The 19,246-nt window shown below is 41.6% G+C and carries 17 protein-coding genes, 1 tRNA gene and 1 other RNA gene; 7 read left to right on the top strand and 12 right to left on the bottom strand.

From position 1 onward, the window contains the following. Positions 1–93: 93 nt before the first annotated feature. Positions 94–879 (bottom strand): CRISPR-associated endoribonuclease Cas6, encoded by a 786-nt coding sequence (gene cas6, locus OD355_RS08205; protein WP_263037981.1) that lies wholly within the window; start codon positions 877–879, stop codon positions 94–96. A gap of 321 nt (positions 880–1,200) precedes the next feature. On the opposite strand from cas6, the gene OD355_RS08200 reads away from it, so the two are divergent. Further along, positions 1,201–1,851 carry a DUF47 domain-containing protein gene (locus tag OD355_RS08200; RefSeq protein ID WP_263037980.1) on the top strand — a complete coding sequence of 217 codons (651 nt, stop codon included), beginning with the start codon at positions 1,201–1,203 and terminating at the stop codon, positions 1,849–1,851. A gap of 41 nt (positions 1,852–1,892) precedes the next feature. Further along, positions 1,893–3,284, top strand: a complete 1,392-nt coding sequence (locus OD355_RS08195) for an inorganic phosphate transporter (protein WP_263037979.1) — start codon at positions 1,893–1,895, stop codon at positions 3,282–3,284. A 226-nt stretch (positions 3,285–3,510) separates the two neighbouring features. On the opposite strand, the gene OD355_RS08190 is transcribed toward OD355_RS08195, so the two are convergent. Continuing rightward, positions 3,511–4,803 (bottom strand): TIGR00341 family protein, encoded by a 1,293-nt coding sequence (locus OD355_RS08190; RefSeq protein ID WP_263037978.1) that lies wholly within the window; start codon positions 4,801–4,803, stop codon positions 3,511–3,513. Positions 4,804–5,026: 223 nt separating this feature from the next. On the opposite strand from OD355_RS08190, the gene galE reads away from it, so the two are divergent. Both galE and OD355_RS08180 read left to right on the top strand, forming a co-directional pair. Further along, positions 5,027–6,064: a UDP-glucose 4-epimerase GalE gene (galE, locus tag OD355_RS08185; protein WP_263037977.1), complete on the top strand. Its 1,038-nt coding sequence runs from the start codon at positions 5,027–5,029 to the stop codon at positions 6,062–6,064. Positions 6,065–6,211: 147 nt separating this feature from the next. Then, positions 6,212–6,514, top strand: coding sequence for a hypothetical protein (locus OD355_RS08180; protein ID WP_263037976.1), 303 nt, complete (start codon positions 6,212–6,214; stop codon positions 6,512–6,514). Position 6,515: 1 nt separating this feature from the next. Here the strand turns inward: OD355_RS08180 and OD355_RS08175 are convergent, their stop codons facing one another. From OD355_RS08175 to ssrA, 5 genes are all read right to left on the bottom strand, one after another. Beyond that, positions 6,516–7,202: an SMUG2 DNA glycosylase family protein gene (locus OD355_RS08175; RefSeq protein ID WP_263037975.1), complete on the bottom strand. Its 687-nt coding sequence runs from the start codon at positions 7,200–7,202 to the stop codon at positions 6,516–6,518. A 345-nt stretch (positions 7,203–7,547) separates the two neighbouring features. Continuing rightward, positions 7,548–7,796, bottom strand: coding sequence for a hypothetical protein (locus OD355_RS08170; RefSeq protein WP_263037974.1), 249 nt, complete (start codon positions 7,794–7,796; stop codon positions 7,548–7,550). 37 nt (positions 7,797–7,833) lie between these two features. Continuing rightward, the gene (locus OD355_RS08165) at positions 7,834–9,972 is read right to left on the bottom strand and encodes a catalase (RefSeq protein WP_263037973.1); all 2,139 of its coding nucleotides are present in this window, start codon (positions 9,970–9,972) and stop codon (positions 7,834–7,836) included. A gap of 122 nt (positions 9,973–10,094) precedes the next feature. Beyond that, a complete protein-coding gene (locus OD355_RS08160) occupies positions 10,095–10,679 on the bottom strand; it encodes a YciE/YciF ferroxidase family protein (protein WP_263037972.1) in 585 nt (194 codons plus the stop codon). Between the two features lie 301 nt (positions 10,680–10,980). Further along, positions 10,981–11,358: a transfer-messenger RNA gene (gene ssrA / locus OD355_RS08155) on the bottom strand. A gap of 180 nt (positions 11,359–11,538) precedes the next feature. Here ssrA and OD355_RS08150 point away from each other — a divergent pair. After that, complete coding sequence (locus OD355_RS08150) at positions 11,539–11,820, top strand: hypothetical protein (RefSeq protein WP_263037971.1); 282 nt, start codon at positions 11,539–11,541, stop codon at positions 11,818–11,820. Positions 11,821–11,902: 82 nt separating this feature from the next. Here the strand turns inward: OD355_RS08150 and OD355_RS08145 are convergent, their stop codons facing one another. After that, positions 11,903–12,583 carry a DUF4397 domain-containing protein gene (locus OD355_RS08145; protein WP_263037970.1) on the bottom strand — a complete coding sequence of 227 codons (681 nt, stop codon included), beginning with the start codon at positions 12,581–12,583 and terminating at the stop codon, positions 11,903–11,905. 221 nt (positions 12,584–12,804) lie between these two features. Here OD355_RS08145 and OD355_RS08140 point away from each other — a divergent pair, with 221 nt between their 5' ends. After that, positions 12,805–14,043: an aspartyl protease family protein gene (locus OD355_RS08140; protein WP_263037969.1), complete on the top strand. Its 1,239-nt coding sequence runs from the start codon at positions 12,805–12,807 to the stop codon at positions 14,041–14,043. Here OD355_RS08140 and OD355_RS08135 read toward each other — a convergent pair. From OD355_RS08135 to OD355_RS08120, 4 genes are all read right to left on the bottom strand, one after another. Further along, positions 14,040–14,522 carry a hypothetical protein gene (locus OD355_RS08135; RefSeq protein WP_263037968.1) on the bottom strand — a complete coding sequence of 161 codons (483 nt, stop codon included), beginning with the start codon at positions 14,520–14,522 and terminating at the stop codon, positions 14,040–14,042. The two genes, OD355_RS08140 and OD355_RS08135, sit on opposite strands and share 4 nt — an antisense overlap. A 15-nt stretch (positions 14,523–14,537) precedes the next feature. Continuing rightward, a complete protein-coding gene (gene lon, locus OD355_RS08130) occupies positions 14,538–16,928 on the bottom strand; it encodes an endopeptidase La (RefSeq protein WP_263037967.1) in 2,391 nt (796 codons plus the stop codon). Between the two features lie 131 nt (positions 16,929–17,059). Then, positions 17,060–17,872: an NlpC/P60 family protein gene (locus OD355_RS08125; RefSeq protein WP_263037966.1), complete on the bottom strand. Its 813-nt coding sequence runs from the start codon at positions 17,870–17,872 to the stop codon at positions 17,060–17,062. An 11-nt stretch (positions 17,873–17,883) separates the two neighbouring features. Further along, on the bottom strand, positions 17,884–18,912 hold the full coding sequence (locus OD355_RS08120) for a phosphotransferase enzyme family protein (protein ID WP_263037965.1): 1,029 nt from the start codon (positions 18,910–18,912) through the stop codon (positions 17,884–17,886). Positions 18,913–19,072: 160 nt separating this feature from the next. Between OD355_RS08120 and OD355_RS08115 the strand changes: the two genes are divergently transcribed. Beyond that, a tRNA-Pro gene (locus OD355_RS08115) sits at positions 19,073–19,146 on the top strand. The last annotated feature ends 100 nt before the right edge of the window (positions 19,147–19,246 follow it).

Below are 19,246 nucleotides of genomic sequence, written 5' to 3'. Positions count from 1 at the left end.
ATTATTAATTTTGTGATCGTGACTTATTAAAAATCGAACCATAAAGGAATTGAAATATTAGATAAGTCTTACAAATAGCTCATTAATATTATATTAGTGAGCTTTTGTATTTATGTATTCAATCATCCCAGTTGTACTATTATAAATCCCCGCACCCGTATTCCACAGCAATTCTACAAACCGTTTTTCACCTGTCACGCGCAACCCAAAGTTCAACCAGCCGCGGATTTTTGTTTCTGCCGGCGTGCCGGCTTTCACGGTGATAAGGCGCGATTTTGGCGGCTTTGGCAAAGCCACAATTTCAACAGACAAGATTTTATCCTCCACGGACTCCTCAAATACCGATTTAATTTTTTCTTTCCAGTTGAATAGCAATATTTTCGCAAAGCGGGGATCGTCAGGAGACAAAAAGGTATAATTGCCCTTCTCATTCTTAATTCCGGCCACCACAGCAGAGGCTGGCTGAAAATAAGCCTGTATAATCTCATTGTCTTTTTTACCAGAAAAGGGGTTCGGCAAGGATTCCACTGAAGCAACGGTAAAGACAGCACAGCTCTTTTTATCGGCAATCTCCAGTGTCTGGCTCAAAAACAACCCCTTTACAAAATTCTGCGAAGCTTCGGGCAGATGGAAGGAGATTTCAAATGAAACTTTAGAATCCTGCATTGTCAGGCTGTCTCCATTGACCTTAAACTTACCCCGCAAATCAGAAAAACAAAAAAGCTTAAATCCTTTGCCATAGCCGGTTTCATGCAGGAATGAAGCATACTCCGCATCGCCTTTGGCAATTATTTTATAGATCGCTGCAGAGAGCGGATATTGATAATTCATTGGAATTGTATGCCTGATGTTGCTGGTTAGCGTAATACCGAATCTCATAGTTTAGTAAATTCCCTTTAAAGTTAAAGATTTATTTTTAATATTTAATTATTTATTATTTTAATTACAGGTTGCAGATTTCTAATTTCAAATTACAGATAGAAATTTAAACTTCCTCTTCATATTCAATTAAATTCTCCTCTCTCCACCACCACTTCATTTCCATTATGAACTATCCATTATAAACTATCCCTTATCAATTAATCTCTCCTCTTCTAAACGAGTTATCCACAAAATCTCCTCTATATTAAGTTTGTATTAATTATCTGTTATCAAGGCATTCTCAAAGTGAGTTGTGGTAATTTTGTAAAAATTTTTAAAATGGGCGTAATCAATACAATCGGAAGGATGTTCACACCGCAAAACACCATGTTCTACGATATGTTCGAAGAAATTTCTGAAACCGTAGAAGAAATGGGCAGACAACTAAAAGAACTGGTTCATTGTCATACACAGGAACAAAAAACAATCATCGCATCTAAAATTGATGACCTGGAACATGAGAATGACAACAGCACACATATGTTGCTGACAGAACTGAGCCGTAATTTTATTACACCTTTCGACAGGGAAGATATTCACGCACTGGCGCTTTCCCTGGACGATATCTGCGATGGCATTTATGCATCCTCTAAAAGAATTCATCTTTACAAAGTAGATACCAGCGATTCCTGTATTATGAAAATGGCAGACCTTATACAGGAAGGTACAGCCGAAGTAGCACGCGCCATCAGGTGTATGCGCAATAAGAAAACAGTGAAGCAAATGACAGAGGCACTCGTGAGGATCAACAGCATAGAAAACCAGGCAGATGATATTTATGACCTTTGCATTGAAGACCTCTTTAATACAGAACAGGATGTAAAAACAGTGATCAAGAAGAGAGAAGTATACCAGATGCTGGAAAAAACAACCGATGAAATGGAAGATGCAGCAAACGCTATTGAATCCATCATCATTAAATACTCGTAAGAAATAATCACTTGTTTTAGTACCTGCTATATACACATTCTATGCTCACTCTACTCATTGTTGTTATTGCTCTTGCATTAATTTTTGACTATATCAATGGCTTCCACGATGCTGCAAACGCTATCGCTACCGTGGTTTCCACCAAAGTGCTTTCGCCCTTCCAGGCTGTTCTTTGGGCTGCTTTTTTTAATTTTGTTGCCTATTTTATCTTTGATCATGGCGTGGCAGAGACCGTTGGAAAAATTGTAAAATCAGATTTTGTAACCTTGTATGTGATACTTGCAGGGTTGATTGCCGCCATTTCCTGGAATCTCCTTACCTGGTGGTTTGGTATTCCCTCTTCCTCATCGCATACGCTTATCGGCGGGTTTGCAGGCGCAGCCGTGGCTCATGCTTACATCAGCCACACAGGAGACGGGCTGGGCATTTCAGAAATCGTGAGCATGGACAAGATCGTGCCCACCGTGATATTTATTGTACTGGCGCCGTTGATGGGTATGATCATGGCATTCATTATCTCTATCTGGTTCCTGAACTCTTTCCGCAAAGGTATTGTTACCAAATTATTATCCTTCGCTATCATTATCGGTTCGGTGCTTTTGTTTTACAACATGATACATGACCCGGTAGTGGATACGGCTAAACATAAAACAGAATATGTAAAAGCTGACCAGGAACTGCAAACTGTAACAGCCAAATACCAGGGCGCTACCAACCTGAACCACGAACAGAAGAAAGAGTTGCACAAAGCCCAGTCTTCTTACATGGTAAAAAAGAAGACTTACGAAAATGCCAACAAGCTGCTGACCAGCAACAAACCCTACGCGCTGAAAGTATTGCTGTTCGGGCACAACATGAAATGGTTCCTTTTATGTTTCATTATTTTTGTAATGGCCATCTTCACGTTATTCCTCAACTCACTCAACTACATGCGGGCAGAAAAGTGGTTTAAGCGCATGCAACTGGTATCTTCCGCGGCCTTCAGCGTTGGCCACGGAGGTAACGATGCACAGAAAGTAATGGGTATTATCATGGCAGCGTTTGTAGCTTTCGACCCTGCGAAGTACAGCCTGGATGGTATGGTAAACTGGGTACCGCTGGCTTGCTATACCGCAATTGCAATAGGTACGCTAAGCGGCGGCTGGAAGATCATTAAAACAATGGGTACCAAGATCACGAAAGTAACACCGTTTGAAGGCGTGGCTGCGGAAACTGCCGGCGCTATTACTCTGTTTCTTACCGAAATGCTCAAGATTCCTGTGAGCACTACGCATACCATTACGGGCTCTATCATTGGTGTAGGCGCTACCAAACGCTTATCTGCCGTGCGATGGGGCGTTACGGTAAGCTTATTGTGGGCATGGGTGCTCACCATTCCTATCAGTGCATTGTTTGGAGCAGTAATTTATGCAATAGTGCAGTTTTTTATCTAAGCTTGCCTGAAAAAATATGCAAAAAAGCCTGCTCCGCCGAATCGCTACGGGCGCCAGAGTAGACACGCGGCATTGCGGCGCTAATTTCAATAATGTTTATTGAGTTGTATGAGCTTTTCTTAAAAGCACATTACGCATGTGTCATTAATTTTACCCATGCTTACTTATAAATTATTATTTTTTGAAATCTGCAGTATGCCTGGTTTTCAGGGTCATCTCAATAAATTTACCTTCTGTCATAAATGTACCTGATGGAATCCTGTCCGGACCTCACTTTCAGCCACTGGCCTATTCTTATCCGGTCCTGGTTTGATATGTTGCCGGAGTGGCTGATAATGGAAAGCCATATTTCCTGTTTTACAGAATCAGCCATCACCGTTACCGGCTGAAAAACAAAGGATCTCACCTGCGGGTATTGTACCTTTAATTCCTTATAGATCTGCCCGGCTGTGGCCTGCAAACTCATGAGGCTGTCGTATTTTGACTTGATGCCCTGCAATTTCAGCATCTGGTCATTCAGCGCAGCGTTGGTTTCATCTTGCATATGGTTGTTGTTTAAATAAGCAAAGCCCTGTTGTATAGCCAGTTTTGTATCGTGCAGCTCATACTTTTTCAGTTGTTGCCTTACGGAATCTATCTGTGCTTCGGATATCAGCTCGCCGCCATAGATCAGGGTCACTTCCTTCTTGTCTGCGTTGATATGCTTTTTTAAGAGATAATCATTGGGGAAATTTGCTTCATGTTCAATAAATCGTTCTACTCTTTCCTCATAACGTGTGGTCTTTACCACATCATAGCCAAAGTATATGCTTGGAATTAATGTAAGTATTACAATGAGTGTTACATACCTGTTCGATCTTTTTTCTTTTCTTTTATCCTGCCAGCTACGCAATGGAAATTTCATGAAACGAACGGTGAGCAAAGTTGCCAGGCCTATAAACACCGTATTGATAAAAAACAGGTAAAGTGCGCCGAAGAAGAAATACCACTGCATGGTTGCCAGGCCATACCCTGCTGTGCAAAGGGGCGGCATCAACGCGGTAGCAATAGCCACGCCCGGGATCACATTGCCTTTCAGCTTGCTGGAAGTAGCAATGATGCCTGCCAGTCCGCCGAAGAAAGCTATCAACACGTCGTATACGGTGGGAGATGTACGTGCCAGCAGTTCTGAATGCGCCTCATCTAAAGGTGTGACCAGAAAATACATCGTTGACGCTACCAGGCCTATAGCGGCAGCTACCACATAGTTGTTAAAAGATCTTTTCAACAGGTCAATATCGTTGATGCCGATAGATAAACCCAGTCCCATGATCGGCCCCATTAAAGGAGAGATAAGCATGGCGCCGATAATTACCGCAGTAGAGTTTACATTTAATCCAACGGATGCTACAATGATGGCAAAGAACAATATCCAGAGATTAGTGCCTTTGAACGGTATTCCTTTTTCTATGTTTTCAAAAATAATGTCATAAGGTTCAAGCTCACTTTTAATATTAAAATGTTTTAAGAACAGGTTCATAGCACTAATTATTTTCAGCAGGCTCCGCCTGAATGTAAATTTGATAAAGCAAAATAATAAAAATACAGCAAGCGCGAAAAAGAGTTCGTACAGGTATTGAAAAACTAATGAGTGTAACCGGCAGTAGCTTTAATTTTCAGCCTGTCAATCGTTTTCGTAAAATCAATTTTATTGCATGGATAAAAATAGATAACTTCGTTTTCAAGTAAATTATAAAAACATCATGAGCAAAATACTTGTAACGGGAGGTTGCGGCTACATAGGATCACACACCATTGTAGACCTGATAGAAAACGGGTTTGAAGTGATTTCCATTGACGATAATTCGCGCTCCAGCACACATTTACTGGAAGGCATTGAAAGGATCACAAAAGTAAAAGTAAAAAATTACCAGGTAGACTTAAAGAAGTTTGAAGACACACACGCTGTATTCCAGGAGAATAATGATATCGAAGGCGTGATACATTTTGCGGCGTATAAAGCCGTGGGCGAGTCTACCGAAAAACCTTTGATGTATTATGAGAACAATCTCTTCGGCCTCATCAATATTTTGAAATGTGTGCATGAGTTCAAAATACCTTATTTTGTATTTTCCTCTTCGTGCACTGTTTACGGTAGCCCTGATTCCATACCGGTTACAGAACAGTCGCCTGTAAAAAAAGCTGAATCGCCCTACGGCGCTACCAAGCAAATGGCAGAGCAGATCATAGAAGACTTTGCCAAGGTGAACGATTCAAATACTATCCTGTTAAGATATTTCAACCCTGTGGGTGCGCACCCGTCCATTGAGATCGGTGAGCTTCCTATTGGCCGGCCTCAAAATCTGGTGCCTGCCATTACACAGACAGCAATTGGTAAACTTCCCGATATGACCGTGCATGGCGATGATTACGACACCAGGGACGGAAGCTGCCTGAGAGATTATATTCACGTGGCCGATATTGCACATGCGCATACCCTTGCGCTGCAATACCTGCAGGGCGAGAACAATAAATCTAAATGCGATATTTTTAACCTGGGCACAGGCAACGGATATACTGTACTGGAAGTCATCAAAGCGTTTGAAGAAGTAAGCGGGCAAAAACTGAACTACAACATCGGGCCGCGCCGCCCCGGCGATATTGTGGCCATCTACGCCAATAACCAGTTTGCGGTAGATAACCTGCAATGGGAAATCAAATACGATCTTAAAGATATGATGCGCACTGCGTGGGAATGGGAGCTTAAATTAAAAGAGCATCCTGAACTGGCTAAGATATAGCAAGAATAATATACACTGTTCAAGAGGCCGGCACACCATTGTGCCAGCCTTTTTCTTTATATCAATGTAGGATTAATTTTTACTGATAAATATTTTATGCTAATTTAGTGAATGGTGGTATTGAAATAATCCATGTATGAAAAAAATATGAGCCTTGCAAAGCCACATATACCATTGCACATTATCCGGCAAATTGAAGCCAATACGGGATTGTTATTCTTAGAAGATCAGCCGGCTAATGAAGTGTGCTATGCCAATGCCCCTGAATTGCGCGATGATTTTAAAACCGGCTTTACGCTGCAGGACGTAATCAGCTATTTCTCGGGTCAAAAATCTGATCACGCAGATGTTGATGCATTGCTCATAAACAACAACCTGGAAACATTGCCTTTGCCAACTGATGCAGAAAACTTCTGGCGAGTAGTGAATAAAGCAAGGCGGCATCAATAGCTTAGCTTCCCAAGGCTTCTATGTATTTTTCTATATACAGGCCTTTATCTTTAGATTTGTATTGCTGTATAAAACGCGGATGTTCCAGCACAACCAGCTCACCAAATAATTTTGCTTCACGGTTAATAGCTTCTAAAAACTGTGCATTCTTTTTTCCTAATATAAATACCCTGTCGGTTTGCAGTCCCAATGCAACATGTTCTCTCAAACAGGCTACCATAAAAGGTTTCACGGCCCGGAACAAATCTTTATCATCATAATAATTTGCATTCAGGAATTTGCCGTTCGCTGTATTTTTTATAATGGCCAGCGGAAAGGGGGAATTGATATAAACGTTGTTGTAAAATGCTGCTGCTCCACCATAAGCTTCGATCATTTCGTAAATAAAAACAGACGATGGCTCATGCGAGTAGCATTTTTCCATTTTTATGCCGCATGCACTTTGCAGTCTTTTTGTATCGGTAAATGGTACGCCTGTAAGCGCTGCGCCGTGCCGGCTGGGGTTAATGCCGACAAGAAACTTCCTCTGGCGGTTATCATTATAAAATTTATAATAGAATTCAGACATTACCTTTATCGTCTCCGGGTTCTGACGAAAAGGATTCAGCACACTGAATGCATCCGGCAGCAGGCCTGTGTAGTGCAGTTGTTTATTAAAGGCAATCACTTTTTCGGCAATAGTACTCAACGGTGTAATTTTTATTAATAATGGAAAACCAATATAATCTAAATTCAACAATTACAACCGTATTAGTGTTGATAAATGGATTCATAAAACCGTTTTATTTTCACGCCAAGCTCATATGGCGGATCGCAAAGGATATAACATGAGGTAGTATTAATAAATTGTTTTTCAACCCTGTCCTGCGAATGGTTTGGAGCGGGGTATATTAAACCAAATGCAGTACATGACACCATTCACCATTTACCATTCACCATTTACCATTTACCATTCACCATTCCCACTCACCTTTCACCAATCAAAAACGGATCATCTTTTACAGACGATCCGATTTTTACCAGAATGTAGATTTTACAATTCATCATCTTCCTCTTCATCCATTTCTTCCTCATCATCTTCCTCATCATCCAAATCTTCATCATCAATGTATATCTCATCCTCTTCTAAATCTTCTTCGATAATGCCTGACTGAGTAGGGTCTACGTCAAGTGCATCATTATCCATTTCAAGTTCTGAATCATTGTTGAGTTCCTGGTCTTGTTGCAGGTCCTCATCATGCTGCCCGTAATGCGGGTCTGTGTTTTGTTGATTGGTTGCCATGTTTTTAATTTTTATTGTGAATTTATAATAAGATAAACTATGCAGGCACTACCGGGTTCTCCTCCCTTTCAAAGAAACGGTGCTGTTTTACCGCTTCAATAAACTCATCGAGGTTATTGCCGGTGACAACACCCGGTGAAGGAACCATATCATGCGGTAATGCAATTTTCAAAAGTTCAACTCCTTCGCTATCAGCGCCTACAGCCTTGCAATGTTTGAAAGCTTCTGCAATAAAGTGTACCGCCTCAGGCCTGGTCATAAGTGTTTGCACACTGCCGCCGCCAGGTACATACACCGCATCAAACACTACAGATGCAGCAGTCAGCAGGCTTTCGCAAACAGGATATTCATCTCCGCCCGCTGTTTTTACAAAACCATGGAAAGGTGCAATGATCTTGACAACTGCATCCAGTTCACACAAGGTTTTTTTGACAACCGTAAACGCTTCATCATTCACGCCGTCAGCCGTTAATATGGCTATACGCCTGGTTTTAATGGTGTCTTTCACAGTGTTTGCCATGCTTAATGGTGCAGATGCATCAATCGGAAGTTCGGCTTTGAAGGAATGATAGTCAGCAGGATTGTCATCCGCCGGAATGCTGTCTGTAATTGGCTGCGGCAGGCGTTGCGGTATTAAACCCAACTTGTTGCCAACAATGTTGGCGAGGTTTTCATCTACCTCAAGCAGCATATTTACTACTCTCTGGCGTATAGGCACAGTCTTTACCTTGCCCAGTTCAAATGCAAAGGCATCCTGCAAATGCCGCTGTTCATGTTGTGTAAGGCTGTTGTAGAAGAGTGTAGGCTGGCTAAAGTGATCAAAGAAACTTTTGCTTCTTCTCCTGATCTTTGATGCATCAATGCGCTCTTCAAAAGATTTAAAGCCTCCCTGAGCAGCCATAGCCTGGAAGGGGCATCCGCCGCCAAGAGTGTTAGGATTATAAGAAGCTTTTCCTTTATTGATCTGCATGCGGTGCATACCATCGCGCTGATTGTTGAAAACTTCCGGGATAGATTTATTGATAGGAATTTCATGGAAATTAGGGCCGCCTAACCTGGATAGCTGCGTATCTGTGTAGGAGAATAAACGTCCCTGCAACAACGGATCATTAGTAAAGTCGATGCCCGGCACTATATGCCCGGGATGAAAAGCCACCTGTTCTGTTTCAGCAAAGAAATTATCAGGGTTTTTATTCAGGGTCATCTTCCCTACAATCCTTACAGGCACTAACTCTTCCGGAATCAATTTAGTCGGGTCTAAAAGATCGAATGGAAATTTATGCTCATCTTCTGCAGGGATGATCTGTACGCCCAAATGCCATTCAGGGAAATGGCCGCATTCAATTGCTTCCCATAAGTCCCGGCGATGAAAGTCGGTATCTTTACCTGCAATGCGCTGGCACTCGTCCCACACGAGGGAATGCACGCCCAGCAAGGGTTTCCAGTGAAATCTTACAAAATGTGCTTCGCCCTGATCGTTGATAAAGCGAAATGAATGTATGCCAAAACCTTCCATCATGCGGTAGCTGCGGGGTATTCCGCGGTCACTCATCAACCACATTACATTGTGCATAGTCTCAGGCATCAGAGAAACAAAATCCCAGAAGGTATCATGCGCCGAAGCTGCCTGTGGAATTTCATTATCAGGCTCAGGCTTTACAGCATGCACCAGGTCGGGAAACTTGATGGCATCCTGTATAAAAAATATAGGCATATTGTTGGCTACGAGATCATAATTACCTTCTTCTGTATAAAATTTTACAGCGAAGCCACGCACGTCGCGCGCCATGTCTGTAGACCCTCTGGATCCCTGCACGGTTGAGAACCTGGCAAACACAGGGGTCCTTATAGTTGTATCGTTCAGAAACTTTGCTTTGGTATATTGGCCCAGAGGTTCAAATAATTCAAATACGCCATGTGCAGCAGACCCGCGCGCATGTACAATTCTCTCTGGAATACGCTCATGGTCGAAGTGGGTGATTTTTTCCCGGAGAATAAAATCTTCCAGCAAAGAAGGGCCGCGGTCTCCGGCTTTTAAAGAATTCTGGTCGTCATTTATTTTTAAGCCCTGGTTGGTATTCATTAACTCGCCTTGGCTATCGCTCGTGAATTTTCCTAATTGTTCTTTTTTGGGATTTGCGCCATTTTCAAATGGTTCTCTTTCATTGATTTTCATCCGTACAATTTTTTAGTTTTTTTATTTGATGCCGGTATTGATCGAAATACTCCGCATAATATATTCCTGTGCAGCAATAAAGTGGTATGCTTCGTTTCATTGATTTAGCTAAACACCTGCAATTAAACAGCGTTTATTTTTTTAGCCTGGAAGCTGTCTGACATAGCCTGTGAGTTAAGTGTAGTATCGGCTATGGTGCTTAGCAGGCAGTCTGCTTTCTTTTCCTCGCCCAGCGTTTTAAGCAACAGGTTAAGCGCCGTTCTTTCATTGAGTGTTTTAGCATAAGCTGCGAGTGTACCGTAGGTAGCCATTTCATAATGTTCTACTTTCTGTGCAGCGCTGATAATCCCTGCATCGCGCACTGCGCCGGCTTCAGTTTCCTGCATGATGGATTCGCCCTCCTTCAAGAGCCCTTCCATAGCATCGCATTTTTTGGCTTCAGCCTTAGATCCGATAGATGCAAATACTTCTTCGAGCCTTGCCACTTGTACTATTGTCTGGTCTAAGTGTTCTTTTATGGCTGTTTTTAACTTGTTGTCGGTTGCATTTTCAAACATTTTCGGCAATGCGTGTACCAGTGCATGTTCTGCCCAGTAGATGTCTTTCAGGCCGTCTTCGAACAAGTCATATAAACTTTTGGCAACATCAGATTTGGCTTGAACTTTCTTAGCCGTGCTTTTTTCAGCAACGTTTTTTTTCTTTTCCATTAAGGTAATTTTTTTAGATGGTGAATAGTGAGTTTATAGTTATTACAAGTTATTGCTTCCATAACTGGATTTACTCAAAGGCAGCTAATATTGTACCAATTAAAAATTATGTATGTGATATGCAGGAATAAGGGTAGTAATGAATTTGCGAAGTGAAAATATTAATGGACAATGGATAATTGAGAATGGATAATTTGCAATCTGTAATCTGTAATTTGCAATCTGCAATCTGTAATTCGCAAGGTAAGATGCGGGTATAAAATGAAAAAAGGGAAACACCTGTCCGAAGTTTCCCTTTTAAAAGTGGAGCTGAGCGGAGTCGAACCGCTGTCCAAACATAGTCGCCATAAGCCTTCTACATGCTTAGTTCTTTATTGATTGTCGGCAAAAGGCAGGAAAAGAACAAACCAATCCCATCGCTTAACCGGATGATCTTAAGCGTTTGTCACGGTGTTCAAACGCAGCATCCTGTATTTGTTTGATAAGTCGGCGGCGGAGCGTGGTAACAGAAAAACCTGCTCAACGCGGCCCTAATGACAACCTAATTCATGATCAGGCAGCCATGGCATAATTATTATTGCCATTTAAAGTTCGAGTATTCATATTTAAGTGCTAATTACACAACGCACTGCATGCTTATACCTATAATTACTTATGCTGTCAAAACCAGTACAGCCCCAAATAATCTTTATCAAAGAACTAAACAGCAAATTTACATGTTTGCTGCTAAATAAATCCAGTTGTTAGATACTAAAATCTATAAACAGTTTAATATTTTACAAATGATTAAGCATCTGTTTTACCGGGGAAAAAAATATTAGCCTAATTTAGTGAAGCCTAACACTTAAAACTATTTATTATGTTACAGAAATTTTCTTACGACCTGTCTGACAGCGACAATATGCAGGAAGCTACAGCTGCCAATAAAAAAAGAGAAGCTGAAATAGCGCGCGTGATTGATGATGCGCTCAGTAAATTTAAAGACGAATTCCAGGCTAAAAACATAACCTATGAAACCAGGTTTTTGCAGGGAGAAGCAGAACTGGAAATTTTCGGGATTGATAAAGACAGCGATCTCGGCTTGCTCGTAGAGAATAGCATTATTGGTATCAGCACCCTTATCGGTGCAAGTGAACATTAACAAAACACTTGATTGCTTTACCTGCAATCAAAAAAAAATGAGAATGGCGGTAAGCCATTCTCTAATTACAAACTCATAAGGATTAATGTTGCATTAACCCTACATGAATCTTGCCCTCATCGGTGAGTGATTTAAAACCGCTCGCGAAGATGGTATTTATACTGCCGCCTTTAAACTCTTTTGCTTCGGATGTACCCAGCAATTCGTTAGTACCGCTTGCCTTAGCTTCAATGATTACAGAAGATGCTGATTTTACGCGCATAAATTCAACGGCTGTTTTGTAGCTTACATCTTTAGCTACTGGTTCTGCCTGCCCTTTAATATAAAAATCCATCTTTTCCACATCGGGCACCATATTGGCAAACCTGATCCTTGCAGAATCTTGTGACACGTTTACAATGCTGTCTTTCAATACTACCAATTCCATCTTACTCAATGTATCAACGAGAACCAGCGAGTAATATTTGCCGGAAACAAACTCCACGTCTTTATTCAAAAACTCTCTGGTGCCTTCTTTATTAGTCACTTTGAATTTATAAGTTCCCGGGGTTGCCAGTAAACGGGTGAACACTTCTTTGTAATCCATTTCCGAAGGGTTTCCGCCCAATGATACCTTCAGGTCTGCGCTCTTGGGAGAGGCATTGACAAGGTTAAACAACGCATTAGGTGGTGGTGGTGGGCCATCTGCAGAGGGCATACAGGAAGTTAATAACAGTCCGCCAAGCAATAAAGAAGATATGGCAGAAAAAAACAATTTTTTCATAACAATCACTTTTTAATTTTAAAAAATATTCTTTGTTCGGTTGTATATACGTACGTTTTTAGCAAAACGTTACAGGAATTTAAAATCTACAGCAATTAAAATAAAAAAACGTGGCTTTATTGTATTAATTTTAGAAACGCTTAGATACACCAGTAATCTTTATTTTAATAATAAAAGGAACAATTAAATAGCTACAACGATGATAGATTAATACCTGAGTCATGCTTTACGCAACTTATATACTCCTATTGTTCTTTAGCCTTTGCACTTACATTGCAGAAGCACAAGACAATCATGCGGTAGCCAGCATAGAACTGGCGCGCGTAAAGTTTTCCCGGTTCAGCGGTGGTATAGTTATGTTCCCGGTATTGATCAATCATCAAAAAGATACGCTTAACTTTATTATGGATACCGGCAGCAGCGGCATGTTCTTAGATTCTGTTACTGCGCTGCGCACCGGAATCACTATGAGCAGGGAAACCCGCAGGGTACGTGGTATCGGCGGTTCGCAACAGGTAGCTTTTTCACCAGATAATATACTTCAGATCAGCGGGTTGTACGTGAGCGGCATTAATTTTCACATCATCAACCTGTCTGTATTGTCATCCATGTATGGTAAAAGGATTGACGGCATTGCTGGCTCTCCCCTGCTGATGCGCTATATTCTAAAGATCAATTATGACCGCAATGAAATGGCTTTCTGGTCTCCGGGTAAAATAAAATATCCTAAAAAAGGAATGCTGCTAAAACCCTATATCGCTACCCTGCCGTACCTCCAGGCTTTTGTGGAAGACGAAAGAGAGGCAACTTTCAACCACCTGGCAGACATTGGCGCAGGCTTAAGCATTTTGTTCTCTGAAAATTATTTACATACCAATCCCTTTATAGCAAAAAACAAACACCGTTTCCTGAAACAGGCAGAAGGACTCGGAGGTAAAATAAATATGCAGCTGACACTGATAAAGAAATTAAAATTAGGTAAATACACTTTTAGAAATGTACCTGTAAATATTTTTAAAGATGAACACAATATTAGCAATTACCCTTCTATGGGCGGCATTATAGGCAATGATATCTACAGGAGGTTCAACTGTATATTTAATTATCCCAGTAAAGAATTTCACTTGCTGCCCAATAAAAATTACACAGACCATTTCGACTATGCTTATTCAGGACTGGAACTTTACTTCGTAGAAGGTAAAGTGGTAGCCGGCGAGATTGCTCCCGGTTCTCCTGCAGAGGAAGCAGGCTTTGCAGCCGGCGATGAAGTGCTGGCAATCAACAGCAAATTTACCAACGACCTTGATGAGCTGAAGAAAGCATTGCAATTTGAAATAGGCCGTACGAAAGTGATTATCCGCCGTAATGGACTGCTCCAGCTGCTGAACCTGAAGACAATTGACATCAGGAAAAAACAGGCAAAACCAAGATCCCCATTATTCAGAAAAAAATCTAATTAATTGCAGTTGATACGTTTATAAAATAAGCCTCCATTATAATTAATGGCAGCAGTGTCGGTGAAATAGCTGGTATCACCTCTTACATTAAAGGCGCCAATACCTTCTGTAATGCCATCGGCGGAAATCTTGAAATACTTTTCACTAACGGAGTTTACCCCTTCTGAATGAAACTCGTACCAGAGATGCATGATATCTCCTGTAATAACACCTTTCAATGCTCCGCGGCTGTCATCTTTTTCAAAATGATCGTAGACCGCAGTGCCCGCAACCAGGTTACTGTCTCTCACGAGGCGGTAGGTGTAAATATCGTCGCCCGAAATATGCTCATAACACATGGTGTCTACACGCGACATGATCTTTTCGCTGGCAGATTGGGCAGCTTTTGCCTGTATCACGGAATCCGTTGTATGCTCCTCGGCTATGAAACTGTTGCACGAAAAGCATACAAACACTAAAAATAAAAATAAGAGATAACGCATAAGAGGTATTTAAGGTTAAGTGATTGCAATATCCAGCACTTCCTGCATTGTCTTTACATAAACAAATTTAATACCTTTTATAAATGCGGGCTCTATTTCCTGCACATCTTTTTCATTAAGATAACATAAAATAATTTCTTTGATGCCCGCACGCTTAGCAGCCAGCACTTTTTCCTTAATGCCTCCCACCGGTAGTACCTGCCCGCGTAGCGTAATCTCTCCTGTCATAGCCAGGTGGGATTTTACCTTCCTGCCGAGGTAAGCCGATGCTATAGCCGTCATCATAGTGATACCTGCACTGGGGCCGTCTTTAGGAACCGCGCCTTCGGGAATGTGGATGTGCACGTTTTTAGTTTCCAAGTCTTCGGCGAGAATACCTATTTTTTCTGCATTCGCTTTAATGTAGGTCAAAGCCGTAGAAGCACTCTCTTTCATTACTTCTCCAAGATTACCGGTAAGCTTCAGCTCGCTTTTGCCTTTGCTCAGCAGCGCCTCGATAAATAGTATATCACCGCCAACATAAGTCCAGGCAAGGCCTACCGCCACACCTGGCATATTGGCATTCCGGTAAATTTCGTTGGTATATCTTTCGTTGCCCAGTATTTCACGGATCATTTCCACAGTAACCACAGGCGGTACTGTTTCTTCGGTAGCATACATTTTAGCTATGTTCCGCATAATGGAAGCAATTTGCCTGTCGAGTTCTCTTACACCACTTTCACGGGTATAACTGGTAATGAGATATTGAACTGCTCTGTCAGGAAATTTGAATTTCAGCTCTTTAAGTCCATGCGCTTCTTTTTGTTTTGGAATAAGGTGGCGCTTGGCAATTTCCAGTTTTTCTTCAATTGCATAGCCGCTCAGGTCTATTATCTCCAGCCGGTCGCGCAGGGCAGGTTGTATATTCTGAAGATTGTTGGCCGTAGCAATGAACAGTACTTTACTAAGATCGTATTCCAGTTCCAGGTAATTGTCGTAAAACTGGCTATTCTGCTCAGGATCAAGCACTTCCAGCATAGCTGAGGAAGGATCTCCGCGAAAATCGCTGCCAACTTTATCTATTTCATCCAGGATAATAACCGGGTTGGAAGTATGCACTTTCTTGATATTCTGCAGTATCCTGCCCGGCATAGCGCCTATGTAAGTCTTCCGGTGCCCGCGGATTTCGCTTTCGTCATGCAGTCCGCCCAGGCTGATGCGCACATACTTCCTGCCTACTGCATGTGCAATACTTTTTCCAAGAGAGGTTTTACCAATTCCGGGAGGGCCCACGAAACAGAGGATCGGAGATTTCATATCGCCTTTCAACTTCAGTACAGCCAGGTATTCCAATATGCGCTCTTTAATTTTTTTCATACCAAAGTGATCATTATCAAGCACTTTCCTGGCATTATTCAAATTATAATTATCCTGTGTATGTTCATCCCAGGGCAGGCTAAGCATAAAGTCAAGATGGTTAAACATCACTGAATAGTCTGGCGTGCCCGGGTGCATTCTCTCCAGCTTGGCTATTTGGAAATTGAAAAGGTCTGCGGCAGTCTGCGGCCATTTTTTAGCTTCGGCCTTCTTGCGCATTTCATTAAGTTCGCGGTCATTATCGCTGCCCAGCTCTTCCTTGATACTTTTCAGCTGCTGTTGCAGGAAATATTCCCGCTGCTGCTTATCAATTTCGCCCTTTGCCTTGTTGGTGACTTTATTTTTCAGCTCAACAAAGTTCAGCTCCTTGTGCAATAGCGCTATGAGTTTAGATACTTTACTTTCTATAGAATTGTACGCTAAAAGGGATTGCTTTTCAGAGAGTTCTGCCGCTATGTTGCTCGAAATAAAATTCAGCAGGAAACTATTATGTTCAATGTTTTGTAATATTACGGCTGCCTCAGGCGGCATGTTTGGTGATAGCTGTATAATCTGGGTAGCCAGGTCTTTGATGCTGCTGATGTGCGCATTAAAGTTTTCATTGTCAGGAAATTCCGGCTCTTCCAACGTTAAAATATTTCCGCGGAAATAAGGCTCTTCCTGCGTAATCTCTTTCAATTCAAATCTTTTCTTTCCCTGGATGATCACCGTGGTGCCACCGTCGGGCATTTTAATCAGCTTCACAATCTTGGCTATGGTGCCTATCTGCGCCAGATCAGCTACGGTGGGCTCTTCAATACCTGCATCTGTTTGTGCAACCACGCCAATCAGTTTATCGTTCCTGTAAGCATCATTTACGGCGTTGATACTTTTTTCCCTGCCAACGGTGATGGGAATTACTACATTCGGAAACAAAACAGTATTGCGTAGCGGCAGGATAATGGCATTATCGGGATAGACTATATTTTTATCATTTTCATCATGCTCGTTCATGGGAATTATCGGCAGAAAATCAGCATCCTCACGTGAATCAAAAAAGAATTTACTCATACAAATATTTTGACTATAAATATACAATATTGTGAAAGAAAGAATGTTCAATTAAAATGCCAAAGCAGTAATGCAGTTTTTTGGCTACAATTTGTCGGAAATAAAAATAAATGAATTGACGATTTGTCCGATTAATCCGGGAACACACGAATAACCTTTACAAACCTCCGGAGATAGTATTCATTCAATGGCGTGATGGTGACACCATTTGCCTTTCCTGAAGATGCATGTATAAAACGAAGTGAGTCTGTGTTTTGCGTAACAATGCCCATATGCCCTACCGACCGGGTAATATATGAGCTGTCTGATTCGGTGCCGGTGAATAAGATCAGGTCGCCCTGCTTTGCTTCGTTCACAGGAACCTCTATGCCTACATGGGTAAAATCAATGGAAGACCTGGGCACAGCAATATGGAAGTTATTGAAAACATACGTTATAAATCCTGAACAATCAAACCCTTGTGCAGGGTCTGCTGAGGCATACCTGTAAGGGACATGTAAAAGCTTTTGGGCAAAGTTCACCAGTTCGGCGGGGCGTACGTTCCTGGTGTCAACAGATGTAGCGGGACTTAAGATGCTGATGTTGGAAGTATCCAGCCGGAAGCTGTCGTTTGGATTGAGCAGGTTAGCGCTGTCGTAAGCAGGCAGTGAATCGATCAATGTTGCGCTGCTGTCTGCATATATTGCAGTGTCATTACCTGACTGTGGAAACATGCCGATGTAGTCGCACGACACGAATGAAAATAATACAAAGCATAAAAACATTTTGGAGCGCATAATAGTTTTAAACAAAATCCGTGCAATAAATGTAAGCTTTAATGCATCTTTTTCAGCCTGTATGCGATCAGAAATTTTATCAATAAAAAACCCGGGCAAATCTGCTTTACCCGGGGACCATAACTTTCTGCACCATGTATGGGAAATATTCTTATCAAGAATGAGCATTTCATCAGATCTTATTTCGTAAATTCTACAACCAGGTCCAGCAGTTTAAACTGGTTAGCTGCGCGGAAATAGTTTTGCTCGGGGTATTCTGTTTTATAATAAATATCATTGTTCAGATAATCTGTAAGGAAACGCAAGGACTGCATGTACACAATAATTTTACCGGCCATATCAATATCCTCTACTTCTTTGGGTGTAAGCTCGTCTTTCATAGCTTGCAGGTAATGCTTTTTAATGCCGTTATAGAAATCTTCACGCAGCTCAATAGCTTCGATATCTTTAGATCCTTCGGGCAGGCTTGGCGTCATGGAGCGGATCATATCTCCCATATCGGAGAAGAAAAATCCGTTCTGTGTAGTGTCAAGGTCTACAGGGCAGATAATTTGTTTGGAATCTTTATCGAATAAAATATTAGCGATCTTACAATCGTGGTGCAGGATGTGCAGGGGATAATTTTCTTTATCGTTGGTGATGGCATTATAATAATCCACCAGGTATTTATAATCGTCTGCCTTGCTGATGAGCGTTGCAGCTTTTTCTTTTCTTTCAGCTGTAGCTGTTTGCAATGAATCCTGGAACTGCTGGTATCTCCATGCCAGATCGTGAAAGCCGGGAAGTACAGCCTGTATTTTGGAAGTATCGAGCCCGGTGAGGTCGTTGGAAAATTTACCGAAGCACTCAGCCACGAGCGATGCCTCCTCTACCGTAGTAGAAGCCAGCGGGCTGTAAGAGTTAGGAATATATTCGAATGCACGCCAAACGCCGCCTTCCTCATCCGTGAACAACAGATCACCATTGACTGTTTTGATCAACTCCGGCAACTTAAAACTTTCTTTATGTAAAAGATGCGCCTGAATAAGCTGGTAATTTTCCTGTATAGCTAAAGGATTTTTAAAAACGTTTGTATTGATCTTTTGCAAAAGGTATTGTTGACCATCCTGGTTGGAGACAATAAACGTAGAATTGATAAGGCCTGTGGTTAACGGTTTCGCTTCTATGATACTGAAGCCAAATGCGTTCTTTACGGATTCGATAATCATGGTATTTGTTTAAGATAAATAAGACAAAGTTATTTGTTTTGTTGGTAGGATAGTAATGATAGTGATTATATTGAAAACGATTGCGGTAAAATATAAAATTAGGAAGTAGAAAATATTTTTTGGTGAAAAATAAAAATCCCCTACATTTGCATTCCCTTAACGGGGTGTAGCGTAGCCCGGTATCGCGCCTGGTTTGGGACCAGGAGGTCGTAGGTTCGAATCCTGCCACCCCGACTTGACGGGACAAAGTAGAGAAATCTATTTTGCCCCGTTTTTTATTTTCAGGCAACTTCTAAAGACCGCCATACATTGGCCGTAATCTACAAAAGAACAT

Source organism: Haoranjiania flava, assembly GCF_025631005.1.
Taxonomy (GTDB): Bacteria; Bacteroidota; Bacteroidia; order Chitinophagales; family Chitinophagaceae; genus Haoranjiania; species Haoranjiania flava.
This window is presented reverse-complemented; position numbering and strand designations above follow the sequence as displayed.

What these genes read in the sequence shown, in the direction of transcription:
- OD355_RS08135 (WP_263037968.1), bottom strand. Translation starts at nt 14,522, where the DNA reads ATGCGTTATCTCTTATTTTTATTTTTAGTGTTTGTATGCTTTTCGTGC.
- lon (WP_263037967.1), bottom strand. Translation starts at nt 16,928, where the DNA reads ATGAGTAAATTCTTTTTTGATTCACGTGAGGATGCTGATTTTCTGCCG.
- OD355_RS08180 (WP_263037976.1), top strand. Translation starts at nt 6,212, where the DNA reads ATGAGCCTTGCAAAGCCACATATACCATTGCACATTATCCGGCAAATT.
- OD355_RS08190 (WP_263037978.1), bottom strand. Translation starts at nt 4,803, where the DNA reads ATGAACCTGTTCTTAAAACATTTTAATATTAAAAGTGAGCTTGAACCT.
- OD355_RS08200 (WP_263037980.1), top strand. Translation starts at nt 1,201, where the DNA reads ATGGGCGTAATCAATACAATCGGAAGGATGTTCACACCGCAAAACACC.
- galE (WP_263037977.1), top strand. Translation starts at nt 5,027, where the DNA reads ATGAGCAAAATACTTGTAACGGGAGGTTGCGGCTACATAGGATCACAC.
- cas6 (WP_263037981.1), bottom strand. Translation starts at nt 879, where the DNA reads ATGAGATTCGGTATTACGCTAACCAGCAACATCAGGCATACAATTCCA.
- OD355_RS08140 (WP_263037969.1), top strand. Translation starts at nt 12,805, where the DNA reads ATGCTTTACGCAACTTATATACTCCTATTGTTCTTTAGCCTTTGCACT.
- OD355_RS08170 (WP_263037974.1), bottom strand. Translation starts at nt 7,796, where the DNA reads ATGGCAACCAATCAACAAAACACAGACCCGCATTACGGGCAGCATGAT.
- OD355_RS08120 (WP_263037965.1), bottom strand. Translation starts at nt 18,912, where the DNA reads ATGATTATCGAATCCGTAAAGAACGCATTTGGCTTCAGTATCATAGAA.
- OD355_RS08160 (WP_263037972.1), bottom strand. Translation starts at nt 10,679, where the DNA reads ATGGAAAAGAAAAAAAACGTTGCTGAAAAAAGCACGGCTAAGAAAGTT.
- OD355_RS08195 (WP_263037979.1), top strand. Translation starts at nt 1,893, where the DNA reads ATGCTCACTCTACTCATTGTTGTTATTGCTCTTGCATTAATTTTTGAC.
- OD355_RS08145 (WP_263037970.1), bottom strand. Translation starts at nt 12,583, where the DNA reads ATGAAAAAATTGTTTTTTTCTGCCATATCTTCTTTATTGCTTGGCGGA.
- OD355_RS08125 (WP_263037966.1), bottom strand. Translation starts at nt 17,872, where the DNA reads ATGCTCATTCTTGATAAGAATATTTCCCATACATGGTGCAGAAAGTTA.
- OD355_RS08165 (WP_263037973.1), bottom strand. Translation starts at nt 9,972, where the DNA reads ATGAAAATCAATGAAAGAGAACCATTTGAAAATGGCGCAAATCCCAAA.
- OD355_RS08150 (WP_263037971.1), top strand. Translation starts at nt 11,539, where the DNA reads ATGTTACAGAAATTTTCTTACGACCTGTCTGACAGCGACAATATGCAG.